3 protein-coding genes are annotated in these 19,215 nt (G+C 72.3%); all 3 read left to right on the forward strand.

What is annotated here, in order from left to right; all coding sequences use genetic code 11:
• Nucleotides 1–32: 32 nt before the first annotated feature.
• Nucleotides 33–17,558 (forward strand): non-ribosomal peptide synthetase, encoded by a 17,526-nt coding sequence (locus KCH87_RS28930; protein ID WP_210589233.1) that lies wholly within the window; start codon nt 33–35, stop codon nt 17,556–17,558.
• Between the two features lie 9 nt (nt 17,559–17,567).
• On the forward strand, nt 17,568–17,780 hold the full coding sequence (locus KCH87_RS28935) for an MbtH family protein (protein ID WP_210589234.1): 213 nt from the start codon (nt 17,568–17,570) through the stop codon (nt 17,778–17,780).
• 158 nt (nt 17,781–17,938) lie between these two features.
• Nucleotides 17,939–19,159, forward strand: a complete 1,221-nt coding sequence (locus KCH87_RS28940) for a cytochrome P450 (RefSeq protein WP_247196988.1) — start codon at nt 17,939–17,941, stop codon at nt 19,157–19,159.
• The last annotated feature ends 56 nt before the right edge of the window (nt 19,160–19,215 follow it).

A 19,215-nucleotide genomic window follows, 5' to 3' on the forward strand; every position in this document is an offset into this window, starting at 1 on the left:
GTCCCTCGGCTCAAGATGAACAGGAGTGCCAAGTGATCCCGTTGTCCTTCGCGCAGCGACGTCTGTGGTTCATCGACAAGTTCGAGGGGCCGTCCGCGACGTACAACGTGCCCTTCCTCATCCGGCTCACAGGCGAGCTGGACGTGGCGGCACTCACTGCGGCGGTCAATGACGTGGTGACCCGTCACGAGAGCCTGCGCACCCTCATAGTGGAGAGCGACGAGGGCATTCCCGCGCAGGAGGTACTCCCCGCCGAACAGGCGCGTCTGGACATCCCGTTGGTCGAAGTGGCCCCGCAGGAGCTGGACGAGGCGGTGCAGGAGGCCTCCAACTACGCGATCACGCTGTCCCATGAGATACCCGTCCGTGCCACCCTCTTCCGCACCGGTGCCCAGGACCACCAGCTGCTGCTCCTGATCCACCACATCGCCAGCGACGGCGAGTCCGCAGCGCCGCTCTCGCGCGACCTGGCCGCCGCCTACACCGCCCGCGTCCGGGGCGGCGAGCCGGACTGGCCCGAACTGCCGGTCCAGTACGTCGACTACACGCTGTGGCAGCGCGAGCTCCTCGGCGAGGAGAGCGACCCCGACAGTGTCCTGTCGACCCAGCTCGGCCACTGGCGCGACGAGCTGTCCGGCATCCCGCAGCCGATGCGCCTGTCCACCGACCGCCCGCGCCCCCCGGTGGCCAGCCACCGCGGTGACGGCGTCGGCATCACGCTCGACGAGGAACTGCTCGGCAAGGTCGAGAAGCTGGCCCAGCGTGCCGATGTCACCACTCCGATGGTGTTCCAGGCCGCGCTCTCGGTCCTGCTCCAGCAGCTCGGCGCGGGCGAGGACATCGCCATCGGCTCCACCATCGCCGGCCGCACCGATGACGAACTCGCCGACCTGGTGGGCTTCTTCGTCAATACCTGGGTGCTGCGGACCGACCTCTCCGGCACCCCGTCCTTCGAGCAGCTCCTCGCCCAGGTGCAGCACAAGGCCCTGGCCGCGTACGACAACCAGGACGCGCCGTTCGAGCGCCTGGTGGAGATCCTCAACCCGGAGCGCTCCACCGCGTACCACCCGCTGTTCCAGGTGATGTTCACCTGGGCGACCCGGGGCTGGAGCGAGTTCGAACTGCCGGGCGTCAAGGCGCACTTCGGCCCGCTGCCGACGCCGACGGCCAAGTTCGACATGGAGTTCAACTTCTTCGACGACCCCGATGAAGCGGGACTGTTCATCTTCCTGGAGTACGCGACCGATCTGTTCGACCGGTCCACCGCCGAGGCCGTCATGGCTCGCTTCGAGCGCCTCGTCGAGCAGCTGGCCGCCGAGCCGTCCCGTGCGGTCGCGCTGGTGGATGTGCTGGAGACGGGTGAGCGCGAGCTGGTCCTGCGGACGTTCAACGACACCGCGGCCGCTACACCCGAGCTCAGCGTCGCGGGCCTGGTCGAGCGCCAGGCGGCGGCCACCCCTGACGCGACGGCCCTGGTCCACGACGGCCGGGAAATGACGTACGCGGAACTCGGCGCGCGGGCCGAGCGACTCGCCCGTGAACTGGTGGGCCTCGGCGTGGGCCCGGAGTCCGTCGTCGGTCTGGCCCTGCCGCGCTCGGCGGACCTGATCGTGAGCATGCTGGGCATCCTCAAGGCGGGCGCCGCCTATCTGCCGATCGACCCCCGGTACCCCAGCGCGCGCCTGGACCACATCCTGTCCGACGCGCGTCCGCAGCTGGTGCTCACCGGCGCCGACACGGTCGGCGTGCTCCCCGACTCGGACGTGCCGCGGCTGTTGGTCGAGGACGTCGACTTCGGTGCGGCGGGCCCGGAGGTGCCGCTGCCCGCGGTCCGGCCGGCGAATGCCGCGTACGTGATGTACACCTCGGGCTCCACCGGCAACCCGAAGGGCGTGGTGGTCACGCACCGCGACGTGGTCAACGGCGTGCTGCGCCTGGCCGGCGCGGTCGGGATCGGCGCGGGCACGCGGGTCCTCGCGGGTACGTCGGTCAACTTCGACGTCTCGGTCTTCGAGACCATGACCACCCTGGCCTTCGGCGGCACCCTGGAAGTGGTGCGCGACGTGCTGGTGATCGGTGAGCGCGGCGGCTGGTCCGGCGGGGTCATCAGCACGGTGCCGTCCGTCTTCGCCGAGCTCCTGGACCAGGTGGGCACGGAGATCCGGGCCGACGCGGTCGTGTTCGCGGGTGAGGCGCTGCCCGCCTCGCTGGTGGAGCGGGTGCGGGAGGTCATTCCGGGCGTGCGCGTCATCAACGCCTACGGTCAGACCGAGTCGTTCTACGCCACCACCTTCAGCGCCGGCGAGAACCGGAGCGGCGCGGCCGGTGCGCCGATCGGCGCACCGTTGGGCAATATGCGCGCCTACGTCCTCGGCCCCGGTCTCCAGCCGGTGGGCCTGGGTGTCGTGGGTGAGCTGTACGTCGCGGGCAACGTGGCGCGCGGCTACCTCGGCCGCGCCACGCTGACCGCCGAGCGGTTTATCGCCGACCCGTACGGACCGGCCGGTGCGCGGATGTACCGCACCGGTGACCTGGCCCGCTGGAACAGCGACGGCACGCTCACCTATGTGGGCCGGGGCGACGACCAGGTCAAGATCCGCGGCTTCCGTATCGAGCCGGGCGAGGTGGAGGCGGCGCTGACCGCCCACCCGGGTGTGGCGCAGGCCGTGGTGGTCACGCACGAGGGCCGCGGCAGCACCCAGCTGGTCGGCTACGTGGTGCCGCGCGGCGCCGGGGAGGCCGGGCTCGGCACGGTGCAGAGCCTGGGCGACCTGGAGGTCGACCTGACGGCCACGGTCTCCTCGCGCGAGCTGCGTACGTTCGTCTCCGGCAGGCTGCCGGAGTTCATGGTGCCCTCGGTGTTCGTGATGCTGGACCGGCTCCCGCTGGCCCCCAACGGCAAGCTGGACCGCAAGGCGCTGCCGGAGCCCGAGTTCACCGGCGGCGTCTACCGGGCGCCGCGCACCGAGGCGGAGGAGATCCTCGCCGGGGTGTACGCCGAGGTCCTCGGCCTCGACCGGGTCGGTGCCGACGACGACTTCTTCGCCATCGGCGGGGACAGCATCCGCTCGATCCAGGTGGTCTCGCGGGCCCGGACGCGGGGTGTGGAGATCACGCCGCGGCAGGTCTTCGAGGCGCGCACGGTGGCCGAGCTGGCCGAACTGGCGGTCACCGGCGGCGAGGACCGGCCGGTCCTCGCCGAGCTGGAGGGCGGCGGCGCGGGCTTCATGCCTCTGCTGCCGGTCAGCCACTACCTGATGGACCTGGGCACCGGGCTGAACCGATTCACCATGTCGATGACGGTGGAGCTGCCCGCCGGCATCGACGAGGCCGGTCTGGTCGCGACCCTTTCGGCCGTCTTCGACCGGCACGACATGCTGCGCTCGCGCCTCGTCACCGGCGACCGAACCGGTCTTGAGGTGGCCGGTCCCGGCACGGTCGACATCACGTCCCTGATCCACCGCGTGGAGAGCGACGGCTCCTGGGCCGAGCCCTGGCGCGAGCGTGCCGAGTCCGAACTGGACGCCGCCGCCGACCGGCTGGACGCCGAGGCCGGGGTCATGGCGCAGTTCGTGTGGTTCGACGCCGGGGCCGAACGCCCCGGGCGCCTGGTCATGGTCCTGCACCACTTCGCCGTCGACGGCGTGTCCTGGCGCGTCCTGCTGCCCGACCTCGCCGAGGCGTGGCAGCACGTCCGCGACGGCCGCACCCCCGAGCTCGCGCCGGTCGGGACGTCCGCCCGGCGCTGGTCGCATGCGCTGGTGGAGGAGGCCCGGTCCGCCGAGCGCGCGGGTGAACTGGCGCTGTGGCGCTCGATCGTCACCGGTCCCGACCCGGTGCTCGGCAGCCGCCCGCTCGACCCGGCCGTCGACACCGTCTCCACCATCGAGTACGTCCACATGGACCTGCCCCCGGTGGCCACCGAGGCGCTCCTGACCGCGCTGCCCGCGGCCTACCGTTGCGGCGTCAACGACGGCCTGCTGGCGGCGCTCGCGCTCGCGACGGCCAAGTGGCGCAGGCAGCGCGGTGTGAACGAGTCCTCGCTGCTGCTGCGTCTTGAGGGCCACGGCCGCGAGGAGACCGCGGTACCCGGTGCGGACCTGTCGCGCACGGTGGGCTGGTTCACCAGCATGTTCCCTGTCCGCCTGGACGTGGCGGGCGTGGACCTGGACGACGCCTTGCACAGCGGCAGGGCGGCCGGAGCCGCGGTGAAGGCGGTGAAGGAGCAGTTGCTCGCCGTCCCGGACAAGGGCATCGGCTACGGCCTGCTGCGCTATCTGAACCCGCCGACCGGTGAGGTCCTCAAGCAGCACACGACCGGTCAGGTGTCCTTCAACTACCTGGGCCGGTACGCCGGTTCGGCCGACCTGCCCGAGGCCCTGCGCGGCCTGGGATTCACCCAGGTCGAGGGCACCACCGAGCTCCTCGCGGAGCCGGACAGGACCATGCCCGCGCTGGCCGCGCTGAACGTCAGCGCGTACGTGTCCGACACCGAGAGGGGCCCGCGCCTGTCCACCCGTCTCGACTTCCCCGCCGGCCTGTTCACCCGGGCCGAGGTGGAGGAGCTGGCCGCGCTGTGGCGCACCGCCCTGGAGAGCCTCGCGCAGCATGCCGCCGAGGCGGACGCGGCCGGTCTCACGCCCTCGGACGTGCCGCTGGTGCAGGTGAGCCAGGGCGAGCTGGACGGATGGGAGCGGCGCTACCCGGGCCTGGCCGACGTGTGGCCGCTCACCGCGATGCAGAAGGGTCTGCTCTTCCACGCCGAGCTGGCCGGTACCGCCTTCGACGCCTACCAGATGCAGTTCGTCTTCCACCTCGCCGGTGAGGTCGAGCCGCAGCGGATGCGGGCGGCCGGGCAGGCGATGCTCGACCGCTACCCCAACCTGCGGGCCGCGTTCGTCGACGACCGCTCCGGTGACCGGGTCCAGATAGTCCAGAACGGCGTCGAACTCCCTTGGCACGAGCAGGACTTGAGTGCCTGCTCCGCCAAGGAGCGGGAGGAGCGGCTCAAGCAGGTCCTGGCCGAGGAGCACAGCACCCACTTCGACCTGTCCGAGGCGCCGCTGCTGCGCCTGTCCCTGATCAAGCTGGCCGCCGACAAGTGGGAACTGGTCTTCACCGCCCACCACGTGCTGTTCGACGGCTGGTCGATCCCCTTGCTCCTGCAGGACCTGATGCGGCTGTACGGCTCGGCCGGAGACGCCACCGCACTGGGCAAGGCGCGCAACTACCGCGACTTCCTGGCCTGGCTCTCGCGTCAGGACGAGCAGGAGTCCACCCGGGCCTGGGCGCGGGAGCTGGCCGGCGTCGACGAGCCCACGCTGCTGGCGCCCGCCGCGGCCGCCCCGGAGGGCGAGGCGACCGGCGTCGGCCAGGTGGACGTGCCGTTCACGCCCGAGCAGTCCCGTGAACTCTCCCGCCGCGCCGGCGAGTTGGGCCTCACGCTCAACACCCTGGTCCAGGGCGCCTGGGCGCTGCTCCTCGCAGGACTGACCGGGCGTCAGGACGTGCTGTTCGGTGCCACCGTCTCCGGGCGTCCGCCGCAGGTCGCGGGCGTGGACGAGATGGTCGGCATGTTCATCAACACCCTGCCGGTGCGGGTGAACTGCTCGCCGGACCAGTCGCTCGACGCCGCCCTGCGCGGTCTGCAGGAGCGGCAGAGCGCCCTCCTCGACCACCACCACCACGGCCTTCTCGACATGCACCGGTCCACCGGGCTGCGCGTGCTGTTCGACACGATGGTGGTCTTCGAGTCGTACCCGATCGACGGCGCCGCCCTGAGCGAGGCGTACTCGGCCGCCGGGATCTCGGTGACCGGGGTCAGCCCGCTGAGCAGCACCCACTACCCGCTGGTGGTGATGGCCTTCGCCGAGCCGCACCTGAAGGTCAGCCTCCAGTACCAGCACCACCTCCTCGGCGCGGAGCAGGCGGCCGACGTCGCCGTGCGCTTCGGGCGGATCCTCGCCCAGCTGGCCGACGACCCGCAGGTCCGGCTCAGCGAGGTGGACCTGCTGGAGCCCGAGGAGCGCCGACGCGTCCTCGTCGAGGTCAACGACACCGCGGCGGCCACCCCCGAGCTGACCGTCCCCGGCCTGTTCGAGCGGCAGGCGGCCGCGACTCCGGACCAGGTCGCGGTGGCATACGGCGACCTCACGTACACCTACGCCGAACTGGACGCGCGGGCGGAGCGGCTCGCCGCCGAACTGGCCGGGCGCGGGGCCGGTCCGGAGACCGTGGTCGCGCTGGCGCTGCCCCGCTCGGCCGACCTGGTCACCGGCATGCTCGGCATCCTGAAGGCGGGCGCCGCGTACCTGCCGATCGACCCGAAGTACCCCAGCACGCGCCTGGACCACATCCTGGGCAGCGCGCGCCCGCAGCTGGTCCTCACCGACGCCGACACCGTCGGGGTACTCCCGGACACGGACGTGCCGGCCCTGTTCCTGGGCGACGTGGACCTGGAGAACGGGCCCGGGCTCGCCCGCCCCGCGAACCTCCGGCCCGAGCACGCGGCGTACGTGATGTACACCTCGGGCTCCACCGGCACCCCCAAGGGCGTCGTGATCAGCCACGCGAACGTGGTCAACGGTGTGACAGGGCTCGCCGAGCGGGTGGGCGTGAGCGCGGACACCCGGATGTTCGCCGGTACGTCCGTCAACTTCGACGTCTCGGTGTTCGAGGTCGTCACGACGCTGGCCAACGGCGGCACCGTCGAGGTGGTCAGGGACGCGCTGGTGCTCGCCGAGCGCGAGACGGTGTCGGCGAGCGTGGTCAGCACGGTGCCGTCCGTCTTCACCGAGCTCGGTGACCGCATCGCCGCCGTCTCCGGCCTGGAGACCGTCGTCCTCGCCGGTGAGGCGCTGCCCGCCGCGCTGGTGCACCGCATCCGCGAGACCCTGCCCGGGGTACGGATCATCAACGCCTACGGGCAGACCGAGTCCTTCTACGCCACCACGTTCGGCGTCCAGGCGGGCCAGGAGTGGCAGGCCACCGGCCACACCCCCATCGGTACGCCGCTGGGGAACATGCGCACCTACGTCCTCGGCCCGGGCCTGGCGCCCGTACCGCCCGGCGTGGTGGGCGAGCTGTATGTCGCGGGGAACATCGCCCGCGGCTATCTGGGCCGTCCCGGACCGACCGCCGAGCGGTTCGTCGCCGACCCGTACGGACCGGCCGGGACGCGGATGTACCGCACCGGCGACCTGGCCCGCTGGAACGCCGAAGGGCAGCTGGAGTACGCCGGGCGCGACGACGACCAGGTCAAGATCCGTGGTGTGCGCGTGGAGCCCGCCGAGGTCGAGCGGGCCCTGGCCGCCCATCCGGGCGTCGCCCAGTCCGTGGTCGTCGCGCAGGGCCGCGCGGACACCGACGACCAGCAGCTGATCGCGTACGTGGTGCCGGATCCGGACGGCGTCGACCCCGCCCCGGGCGCCGCGGAGCAGGCCGCCGCGTGGGAGAAGACCTACGACCGGATGTACGAGGACGCGGGCGCCGGGCACGGCGAGAACTTCTCCGCCTGGAACTCCAGCTACAACTCAGAGCCCCTCGACACCGAGGCCATGCACGAGTGGCGCGACGCGGCCGTGGAGCAGATCCTCCGCCACCGGCCCCGCCGTGTCCTCGAACTCGGCTTCGGCGCGGGCCCGTTGATGTACCACGTGCTACCGCACGTGGAGGAGTACTGGGCCACCAGTTCGTCGTCCGCCGTCATCGAGCACCTCACCCACGAGGCCGAGGCGGCGGGCCACGCGGACCGGGTCACCCTGCGGCGCCGGCAGCCCGAGGACACGACGGGGCTTCCGGCCGGCCACTTCGACGTAGTGGTCCTGCACTCGGTGATCCAGCACTTCCCGCACGTCCAGCACCTTGACCGGGTCCTGGGCCAGGCCTTCGATCTGCTCGCCCCGGGCGGGCGGGTCGTCGTCGGCGACGTGCGCAACGCGGCCACACTGCCCCTGTTCCGCGCGGGGGTGCAGCAGGCGCGGCACCCCGGCGCAGACCCGTCGGCGGCGCGTGCGGCCATCTCCCGTGCGGTGCTCACGGAGCCCGAACTGGTCGTGGACCCCGAGTGGTTCGCCCGCTGGGCGGAACGCTCGGACGCGGGCGCCGCGGACATCCGGCTCAAGCCGGGGCGCGCCCACACCGAACTGACCCGGCACCGCTACGACGTCGTCCTGCACAAGCAGCCCGCCGATGCGGTGGACCTCAGCGGCGTCACCGCGGTGCGGTGGGGCCAAGAGACCGCCGACCTCACGGGCCTGGAAGAGCTGTGCCGCAACGGTCAGGAAAGTGCCCTGCGGGTCAAGGGCATCCCCAACGCCCGCCTGACGGACGAGGCGGCCCTGGCCGTGGCGGCCGGGCTGCGCCAGACCCCGGCGGCCTCCGGCCCCGCCCTGGATCCGCAGGACGTACGGGAGTGGGCCGCCGCGCGCGGCTGGAGCGTGCTGGTGACCTGGTCGGGGACGGCCGCCGAGTGCTTCGACGCGATCGTCCTGACCGACGGCCCGCAAGACGCGGGGCCGTTCACCGGCGTCTTCCTCCCGCCCCGCGGCGGACGGACGCTCGCCAACACCCCGGCCGCGGCCCGGCAGTTCGACGCCCTGACGGCCGCCCTGCGCAGCCACCTCCAGGACCGGCTGCCCGCGCACCTGGTGCCCGCGGCCGTCGTCGCCATCGGCGCCGTACCGCTGGCCGCCAACGGCAAGCTGGACCGCAAGGCGCTGGCCGCACCGGACTTCGGCGACCGGACCTCGGGCCGTGCCCCGCGCACCCCGCAGGAAGAGCTCCTGTGCGAGCTGTTCGCGGACGTGCTGCACGTGGAGCGCGTCGGCATCGACGACGACTTCTTCGCCCTGGGCGGCCACTCGCTGCTCGCCACCAAGCTCATCAACCGCATCCGCGCCGCCCTCAGCGTGGAGGTGGAACTGCAGACCCTCTTCGCCCACCCCAGCGTGGCCGGGCTCGTCCCGCACCTGAACGGCGCCGTCCGCCGCCAGGCACCCGCGTTCGGCACCACGGAGCGGCCCGAGCACATCCCGCTCTCCTTCTCCCAGCAGCGCCTGTGGTTCCTGCACAAGTTCGAGGGGCACGCGGCGACCTACAACATGCCGCTGATCCTGCGCCTGAGCGGTGACCTGGACGTGCCGGCGCTCGAAGCCGCGCTCAACGACATCGTGCTCCGGCACGAGATCCTGCGGACCCTCTACCTGGAGGTCGAAGGCAAACCGCACCAGGTCGTCCTGGAGCCGGAGCAGGCCCGCGTCGCCCTGCCCGTGCAGCGGGTGGCGGGCGAGAAGGAGCTGTCCGAAGCGATCACCGCGACGGCCCGGCACCCCTTCGACATCGCCACCGAAATGCCGCTGAAGGCGGCCCTGTTCGGCCTCGGCACGACGGAGCACGCCCTGGCCCTGGTGGTGCACCACATCGCGGCCGACGGCTGGTCCGCGACCCCGCTCGCACAGGACCTGGCCACCGCCTACACCGCCCGCAGCCGGGGCAGGACCCCCGAGTGGACGCCGCTGCCGCTCCAGTACGCCGACTACGCCCTGTGGCAGCACGAGCTGCTGGGCGACGACCGCGACCCGGACAGCCTCTTCAGCAAGCAGTACCGCTACTGGTCCAAGCAACTGGCCCGGCTGCCCGAGACGGTCACCCTCCCCACCGACCGGCCGCGCCCCGCGGAGCTGGACCGCAGCGGTGACCTGTTGCAGTTCACCCTGGGGGCCGAGCTCCACCGCGGCGTCGTCGAGCTGTCCAGGGCCACCGGCACCACGCCGTTCATGGTGCTCCAGGCCACCATGTCCGCCCTGCTCACCCGGCTCGGCGCCGGCACGGACATCGCGATCGGCAGCGGCATCGCCGGCCGGGTCGACGAGAACCTCAACGACCTCATCGGCCTGTTCGTCAACGTCCAGGTGATGCGCACCGACACCTCCGGCGACCCCACGTTCACCGAGCTGCTCGGCCAGGTCCGCAAGACCGGCCTGGCCGCCTACACCCACCAGGACATGCCCTTCGAGGCCCTGGTGGAGAAGCTCAACCCGGAGCGGTCCGCCTCGATCAACCCGCTCTTCCAGATCGCCCTGATCCTGCAGAACACCGAGGACGCGGACTTCGAACTGCCCGGCCTGCGGGTCCGCGGCGAAGGCGTGGGCACCGGGACCTCCCGCTACGACCTCACGCTGAGCCTGAGCGAGAGCTTCGAGGACCGCTCCACGCCGGCCGGGATCACCATCGCCGCCGAGTACTCCACCGAGCTCTACGACGCCTCGACCATCGAGTCGATGATCGCCCGCTGGGAGCGGCTGCTGACCGCCGCGGTCGCCGACCCCGCCCAGCGCATCGGCGACGCCGACCTGCTCACCGCCGAGGAGCGGAGCGAGCTGCTGAGGGCGGCGCAGCACAGCGAGCAGACCGTCGCCCAGGCCACCTTCCCCGAGCTGTTCCGGGCCCGGCTGCAAGAAGCGCCGCAGGCACCGGCGGTGGAGTCGCGCGACGTCTCCTGGACGTACGAGGAGCTGGACGCGCGGTCGAACCGGATCGCGCACTGGCTGATCGCCCGGGGCATCGGACCCGAGCAGTCGGTGGGCGTGGCGATGCCGCGCTCCGCGGACCAGGTCGCCGTGGCCCTGGGCATCTTCAAGGCGGGCGCCGCCTATCTGCCCGTCAACCTCGACTATCCGGACGACCGCCTCGTCTACCTGCTCACGGACTCCGCGCCCGCGGCGCTCCTGACGACGCTCGGCGCCGTCGAGGGTCTTCCGCAGGGCCTGCCCGCCCTGGACGTCGTGGCCGTCGACACCCCCGACGTCCAAGCCGCCTGGCAGGACTCCCCCGCCACCGACCCCACCGCCGCGCTCGACCTGGCCCACCCGGCGTACATCATCTACACCTCCGGCTCCACGGGGCTGCCCAAGGGCGTCACGGTCACCCACGCGGGCATCGCCGCGCTCAGCCACACCTCCCAGGAGCGCCTCGCGCTGACCCCGGACGCACGGGTCCTCCAGGTCGCGGCGCCCAGTTTCGACGCTGCCTTCTGGGAGCTGGTGCAGACCCTCACCGCGGGGGCCACCCTGGTGGTCCCGGCCGAGCTGCGCGTCGTCGGCGAGGACCTGGCCCGCGCCCTGGCCGAGCGCCGCGTCACGCATGTGATGCTGCCGCCCAGCGTGCTGGCCGCGCTTCCGGCCGGCACCTCGCAGTCCTTGCCGGAGTTGCGCACCGTCACCGTCGGCGGCGAGGCCTGCCCGCCCGCCCTGGTGGCCGCATGGGCGCCGGGGCGGCGGTTCGTCAATGCCTACGGCCCCGCCGAGGCCACGGTATGCGGCACGATCAGCGCGCCCATCAGCACGGACCACACCCCCATCGGCACGGCCGTGACCGACACCCGGGTGCGGGTGCTCGACGACCGGCTCGCCCCCGTTCCGCCGGGCACGCCCGGTGAGCTGTACCTCGCGGGCCCGAGCCTGGCCCGCGGCTATCTGAACCGCTCCGCGCTCAGCGCCGAGCGCTTCGTCGCCGACCCGTACGGCCCGGCGGGCAGCCGGATGTACCGCACCGGCGACATCGTGCGGCAGGGCTCCGACGGCCAGCTCGACTACCTCGGCCGCAGCGACGACCAGGTCAAGATCAACGGTCTGCGCATCGAGCCCGGCGAGATCACGGCCACGCTGGCCCGCCACCCGGGCGTCGCCCAGGCGGTCGTGACCGTCCACCAGACCAAGGACGGCGACCGCCGCCTGGTGGCCTATGCGGTGCCCGGCGGCCACAGCACGGACGAGGCGCCCGACGCGGACGGGCTGCGCGCCTTCCTCTCCGAGCGGTTGCCCGAGTTCATGGTGCCCGCGCTGTTCGTGCTGCTCGACGAACTGCCACTGACGCCCAACGGCAAGATCGACAAGGCGGCGCTGCCCGAACCGCAGTTCACCGCCAGCACCTACCGCGCCCCCCGCACCCCCCAGGAGCAGACGCTCGCCGCGATCTATGCCGAGGTCCTGGAGCTCGAACAGGTCGGCATCGACGACGACTTCTTCGCCATCGGCGGCGACAGCATCCGCTCCATCCAGATCGTCTCCAAGGCACGCGCACAGGGCCTGCAGGTCACACCGCGCCAGATGTTCGAGCACCGCACCGTGGCCGCACTCGCCGAGGTCGCCACCGTCAGCAGCCGCAGGGGACGGGCCCGCCGGGAACCCGCGGGCGGCGGCACGGGCTGGATGCCGCTGCTGCCCGTGGTCCGTCAGATGAGCGAACACATCGGCGGCTACGACGGACTCGTGATGTCCATGGTGGTGGACCTGCCGACGGGCATCGACGAGAGCGGCCTGGTCGCCACCTTGTCCGCGGTCTTCGACCACCACGACATGCTCCGCGCCCAACTCCTCGTCCGCGCGGGCGAACCCGGCCTGCACGTGGCCAAGCCCGGCAGCGTCGACGTGGCCGCACTGGTGCGCCGCCTGCCCTGCTCCGGCGACTGGCAGGACCCCGACTGGCGGCAGAGCGTGAAGGCCGAGCTCCACACGGCGGTGCGCGAACTGGACTCGGCGGCGGGCAAGATGGCCCGCATCCTGTGGTGCGACGCCGGGCCTGACACCCCCGGACGCCTCCTGATGGTCCTCAACCACCTGGTCGTCGACGGTGTCTCCTGGCGCATCCTGCTGCCCGACCTCGCCGCTGCCTGGGAACAGGTCCGCGAAGGCCGCACACCGCAACTCGCGCCCGTGCCCACCTCGATGCGGCGCTGGTCGCACGCCCTGGTGGACGCCGCTTCGGCGCGCGAGCGGACCGCGGAACTGCCCGTCTGGCAGGAGGTGCTGGCCGGCCCCGACCCGCTCCTGGGCTCCCGCGCCCTCGACCCGGCCGTCGACGTGCGCGACACCGTGGACACGGTCCAGGTCACGCTGGCACCCCAGGCCACCCAGGCACTGTTGACGACGCTGCCCGCCGCCTTCCGCGGCGGGGTCAACGACGGCCTGCTGTCCGCCCTCGCCCTGGCCCTCGCCCAGTGGCGCAAGGCCCGGGGCATCGAGGAGACCTCGGCGCTCATCCGCCTCGAAGGCCACGGCCGCGAGGAGAGCGCCGCGCCCGGCACCGACGTCACCCGCACGGTGGGCTGGTTCACCAGCGTCTTCCCCGTCCGACTCGACGTGGGCGGCTTCGACCTCGACGAGGCCGTCGCGGGCGGCCGCGCCGCGGGCGGCGTGATCAAGGCGGTCAAGGAGCAGCTGAACTCCGTACCGGACAAGGGCATCGGCTACGGACTGCTGCGCCACGTCAACCCGCAGACGGCACAGGCCCTCAAGCCCTACGGCGACGGACAGATCTCCTTCAACTACCTGGGCCGGTTCGGCTCGGGCGCCCGGCCGGACCCGAGCGCGGGCTGGACGATCTCCGCGGACCTCGATGAGCTCTCCCCCGAGCTCAACACCCCGGCCCTGGCCACCGTCGACATCACCGCCTACGCCCTCGACTCCGCGCAGGGCCCGCAGCTGACCGCCCGGGTCGACTTCCCCACCGGGCTGCTCTCCCGGGCGGAGGCGCAGGACCTCGCGGACCGGTGGCTGGTCGCACTCGAAGGGCTCGCCCGGCACGTCGTCGAGCCGGATGCGGGCGGCCTGACGCCGTCGGACGTGCCGCTGGTGCAGGTGCGCCAGCGGGACCTGGAAGCGTGGGAGCAGCAGTACACGGACGTGGCCGACGTGTGGCCGCTCACCTCCATGCAGTCCGGTCTGCTCTTCCAGAGCAAGCTGGCCGGCACCGGCTTCGACGCCTACCAGGTACAGCTGGTCTTCCACCTGTCCGGACAGGTGGACCCGGAGCGGATGCGCGCGGCGGGTCAGGCGGTGCTCGACCGCTACGACAGCCTGCGCACCGCATTCGTCGCCTCGGACAGCGGGGAGCAGGTGCAGGTGCTGCTCGACCGGGTCGAACTGCCCTGGTCGTCGCTCGATCTGAGCGACCTGCCCGAAGCCGGACGGGAAGCGGCGCTCGAAGAGTTCCTGGCCCGAGACCAGGCCACGCACTTCGACCCGGCAGCGCCGCCGATGCTGCGCCTGTCCCTGGTCAAGCTGGCAGAGGAGCGCCACGAGCTGGTGCTGACCGTCCACCACATCGTCTACGACGGCTGGTCGGGCCCCCTCGTGGTGCAGGACCTGCTGCGGCTCTACCACCTGCGCGCGGACGCCGGGCAGCTGGGCCGGGTGCGCCCCTACCGCGACTACCTCGCCTGGCTCGCGGGCCAGGACCGCGAGGTGGCGGTCAGGGCCTGGACGGACGAGCTGACCGGGGTGGACGAGCCGACCCTGGTGGCCCCGCACGCCCCCCAGGGGTCCGCCGGCGGCCAGTCGCAGGTGGACGTCGCTCTCGACCCGGCGACGGCGCGCCGCCTCTCGCAGCGCGCGGCGGAGCTGGGCGTCACCCTCAGCACCCTGGTCCAGGGTGCCTGGGCACTGCTCCTCGCGGGTCAGACCGGGCGCCAGGACGTGGTGTTCGGCGCCACGGTCTCCGGGCGTCCGCCGCAGGTGCCCGGCGTGGACGAGATGGTGGGCCTGTTCATCAACACCCTGCCGGTACGGGTCACCGCGACCCCCGGGCAGAGCCTCGAGGCGCTCCTGCGCGACCTCCAGGAGCGCCAGGGCGCGCTGATGGACCACCACCACTTCGGGCTCGCCGAGATCCACCAGGCCGTCGGCCTCGGGACGCTCTTCGACTCGCTGGTCGTCTACGAGTCCTACCCGGTGGACGCCGACGAGCTGGACCAGACGCAGAGCGTGGCCGGGATCACCATCGAGGGCGTCGCCTCGCAGGCCGCCACGCACTACCCGCTGGGCCTGCTGGCCCTGGCCGACCCGGACCTGCGGCTGACGCTGATGTACCAGGACCATGCCTTCGACGCGCAGGGGGCGGGCCGTCTCGCCGACCGGCTCGCACGGATCCTGCGGCACATCGCGGCCGACCCCAGCACCCCGGTGGCGCTGGTCGACATGGTGGATCCGGCCGAGCGGGAGCGGCTGCTGACCGAGTTCAACGACCCGGCCCGCACCGTCCCCGAGGCCACCCTGGTCGAGCTGTTCGAGGCGCGCGCGGCCGAGCGGCCCCAGGCGGCCGCGGTCGTCTTCGAGGGCACCACGCTCACCTACGGGGAGCTCAACGCCCGCGCCAACCGCCTCGCCCGGCACCTCGTCGGCCGGGGCGTGGGCCCCGAGGACCTCGTCGCGGTCTGCCTGGAGCGCTCGGCCGAGCTGGTCACCGCGCTCCTCGCGGTGCTCAAGGCGGGCGGCGCCTACCTGCCCATCGACCCTGCCTACCCGGCCGACCGCGTCGCCCACATGCTCCAGGACGCCGCTCCGGCGCTGCTGATCACCACCGGCGCCACCGACGCCGCCCAGGACCTGGCGCAGACCCTGCCCGTGGTCCACCTCGACCGGCCCGGCACCGCGGACGGCGAGCGGGACACGGACCTCACCGACGCCGAGCGCCGGGCGCGGCTGCGCCCCGAGCACCCGGCGTACGTGATCTACACCTCCGGTTCGACCGGCCGCCCCAAGGGCGTGATGATCCCGCACCGCAACGTCGTCGCGCTCTTCGACGCCACCCAGGACGGCTTCGCGTTCGGCGCCGACGACGTGTGGACCCTCTTCCACTCCTATGCCTTCGACTTCTCGGTGTGGGAGCTGTGGGGGCCGCTGCTGTACGGCGGCCGCCTGGTCGTGGTCCCCTTCGACGTCTCCCGCTCGCCGGGCGACTTCCTCCGGCTGCTCGCCCGTGAGCGGGTCACCGTCCTCAACCAGACGCCTTCGGCCTTCTACCAGCTCATACAGGCCGACGCCCAGGATCCCGGTCAGGAACTGGCCCTGCGCTACGTGGTGTTCGGCGGCGAGGCACTGGACCTGAACCGGCTCGCGGACTGGTACGCAGGCCATGACTCCGACGCGCCGGTGCTGGTGAACATGTACGGCATCACCGAGACCACCGTGCACGTCACGCGGGTCGACCTGGACGAGCACTCCGCCGCCCGCTACGGCGCCGGTGTCATCGGCCGGGCCGTTCCGGGGCTGCGCGCCTACGTCCTGGACTCGGGTCTGAACCCCGCGCCCATCGGGGTCAGCGGAGAGCTGTACGTGGCCGGCTACGGCCTGGCGCGCGGCTATCTCAACCGGCCAGGGCTGAGCGCGGAGCGGTTCGTCGCCTGCCCCTTCGGTGAGGCGGGCGAGCGGATGTACCGCACCGGCGACGTGGCGCGCTGGCGGGAGGACGGACAGCTGGAGTATCTCGGCCGGGCCGACAGCCAGGTCAAGATCCGCGGATTCCGTATCGAGCTGGGGGAGATCGAGGACGCCCTGGCCTCGCACCCGGACGTGGCCCAGGCCACGGTCGTGGTGCGCGAGGACGGGCCGGGCGATCAGCGCCTGATCGGCTACCTCGTCCCGGCTCCTGGCCGGGAGGCCGACGGCGGCCTCACCGCCGCGGCGCGCGAGCACGCCGCCGGGCGCCTGCCCGACTACATGCTTCCCGCCGCCCTGGTCGTCCTCGACGCCCTGCCCCTGACCCCCAACGGCAAGCTCGACCGCAGGGCACTGCCCGCACCCGAGCTCACCGGCGGCGGTGACCACCGCGCCCCGCGCACCCCCCAGGAGAAGCTGCTGGCAGACCTGTTCGCCCAGGTCCTCGGGGTCGAGAAGGTCGGAATCGACGACAGCTTCTTCGACCTGGGCGGCCACTCGCTGCTCGCCACGAAGCTGCTGAGCCGCATCCGCGCCGTCCTGATGGCCGACGTTCCGATGCGGGCGGTCTTCGAGAGCCCGACGGTCGCCGGTCTCGCCGCTCACCTCAGCGCCGGGGCCGGGTCCACCGAGTACTCCGACCCCTTCGCGGCCGTCCTGCCCCTGAAGGCCGGCGGCAGCGGTGCACCCGTGTGGTTCGTCCACCCCGGCATCGGCCTGAGCTGGCCGTACCTGGGCATGGCGGGACAGCTCGGCGACCGGCCCGCGTACGGCATCCAGGCCAGCGGCTTCGACGGATCACCACTGCCGAAGTCCTTCCAAGACCTGGTCATCGACTACGCGGAGCGGATCCTCTCCGTCCAGGCGGCAGGGCCCTTCACCCTGATCGGCCACTCCATGGGCGGCCCCATCGCCCACGCCGTCGCCGCCGAACTCCAGAGCAGGGGGCACGCCGTGCCGGTGGTCGCGCTCCTGGACGCCGTGCCGAGCAGCACCTTCGCCGAGCACGAACTGAAGCTCGGCCGGGCCGAGGCGCGCGACGGTCTCGCGGGATACCTGCCCGGCGACGAGAACGATCCCGGCCGACAGTCCCTGCTGGACAACGGCGCCACCCTCATGACCGAACACGTGCGCCTGATCAGGGAGTTCACCCAGCCCGTGTACCGGGGCACGGCACTGTTCTTCAACGCCACGCTCAGCCCCGAGGCCGAAGCCGCCCTCTGGGAGCCCTACGTCGAGGGCGACGTCCTCGCGTACGACATCCGCTCCACCCACCTCGGCCTGACCTCACCGGAACCCGCGGCCGAGATCTGCGCCGTACTCAACCGCCACCTCAACTCCTAGGAGACGACCGTGAGCACGAACCCGTTCGACGACGAGAACGCCACCTTCCACGTCCTGGTCAACGACGAGGAGCAGCACTCCCTTTGGCCGTCGTTCGCCGACGTCCCCGAGGGCTGGCGGAGCGTCCTCGGCCCGCAGGAGCGCCGGGTGTGCCTGGAGTACATCGAGGAGAACTGGACCGACCTGCGGCCCAAGAGCCTGCGCGAGGCCATGGCCGCCTAGCCGCGACCACGCCGGCCCGCCGTACCGGGAAGGGAGGGAGGCACGCACCGGGGCACCGCCGCGGAGCCTGCCTCCCTCCCGCGCGCCCGTCGACGGGACGGGAATCCCACCCAGCTCACCAGCACCGGCGGCCTCACGCTGGATACGGAGGAAGAGTCTTGACCACGCAGCCCCTGATCGACACGGACCTCACCGACCCGCGGACCTTCCTGGCACCGGCCGCCGAGCTGACGCAGATGTGGCGCCGCTACCGGGCGGACAGCCCCGTGCACTGGCACCCCGTTCCCGGCCGCGCCGTTCCCGGGTTCTGGGTGGTGTCGCGCTACGAGGACGTGATGAACGTCTACCGGGACAACAAGCGGTTCACCTCCGAGCGCGGCAACGTCCTCACCACGCTCCTGGAGGGCGGGGACTCGGCCGCGGGCCGGATGCTGGCCGTCACCGACGGCCGCCGCCACCGCGAACTGCGCAACCTGCTGCTGAAGGCGTTCTCACCACGGGTGCTCGAACCCGTGGTGGCCGGCGTACAGGACCGGGCCGACCGTCTGGTCCGGCACGCCGTCGCGACCGGCGACTGCGACTTCGCCCAGGACGTCGCCGAGCACATCCCGATGGCCACCATCGCCGATCTGCTCGGCGTGCCCGCCGGCGACCGCGACTACCTCCTGTCGCTGACCAAGGAGGCACTCAGCACCGAGGAGGAGGGCCAGTCCGCGGACGAGGCGCTGGTCGCCCGCAACGAGCTGCTCTTCTACTTCTCGGACCTGGCCGCCGAGCGGCGCGAGGACCCGCGCGACGACGTGATCAGCGTCCTCGCCACCAGCACCATCGACGGCGAACCGCTCACCGAGCAGGAGATCATCTTCAACTGCTACAGCGTCATCATCGGGGGCGACGAGACCAGCAGGCTCTCCATGATCTGCGGCATGCACGAGCTGATGGAGCACCCGGAGCAGTGGCGCCGCCTCAAGTCCGGCGAGGTCACGGTGGACAGCGCGGTCGAGGAGCTCCTGCGCTGGGTCACCCCGGCCATGCACTTCGGGCGCCGGGCCCTGGAGGACGTTCGGATCGGCGAGCACACGGTGCGCGCCGGTGACGTGGTGACCCTCTGGAACAGCTCGGCCAACTACGACGAGGAGGTCTTCTCCGACCCGGGCACCTTCGACCTGGCGCGCACCCCCAACAAGCACGTCTCCTTCGGCTACGGACCCCACTTCTGTCTGGGTGCGTACCTGGGACGGGCCGAGATCGCGGCCCTGCTCACAGCGGTGCGCACCCATGTGGCGGAAGTGCGGCCCGCGGGCACGCCGAAGCCCATCCACTCGAACTTCCTGCACGGGTACAGCAGTCTGCCGGTCTCCCTGCGGGCCGAGGCGTAGTCGGCTTCCGGCAGGCCACCGACACGTGAAGAGCCGCCCGGCAGGAGCCGGGCGGC

This window comes from Streptomyces sp. GESEQ-35, assembly GCF_017948485.1.
Taxonomy (GTDB): domain Bacteria; phylum Actinomycetota; class Actinomycetes; order Streptomycetales; family Streptomycetaceae; genus Streptomyces.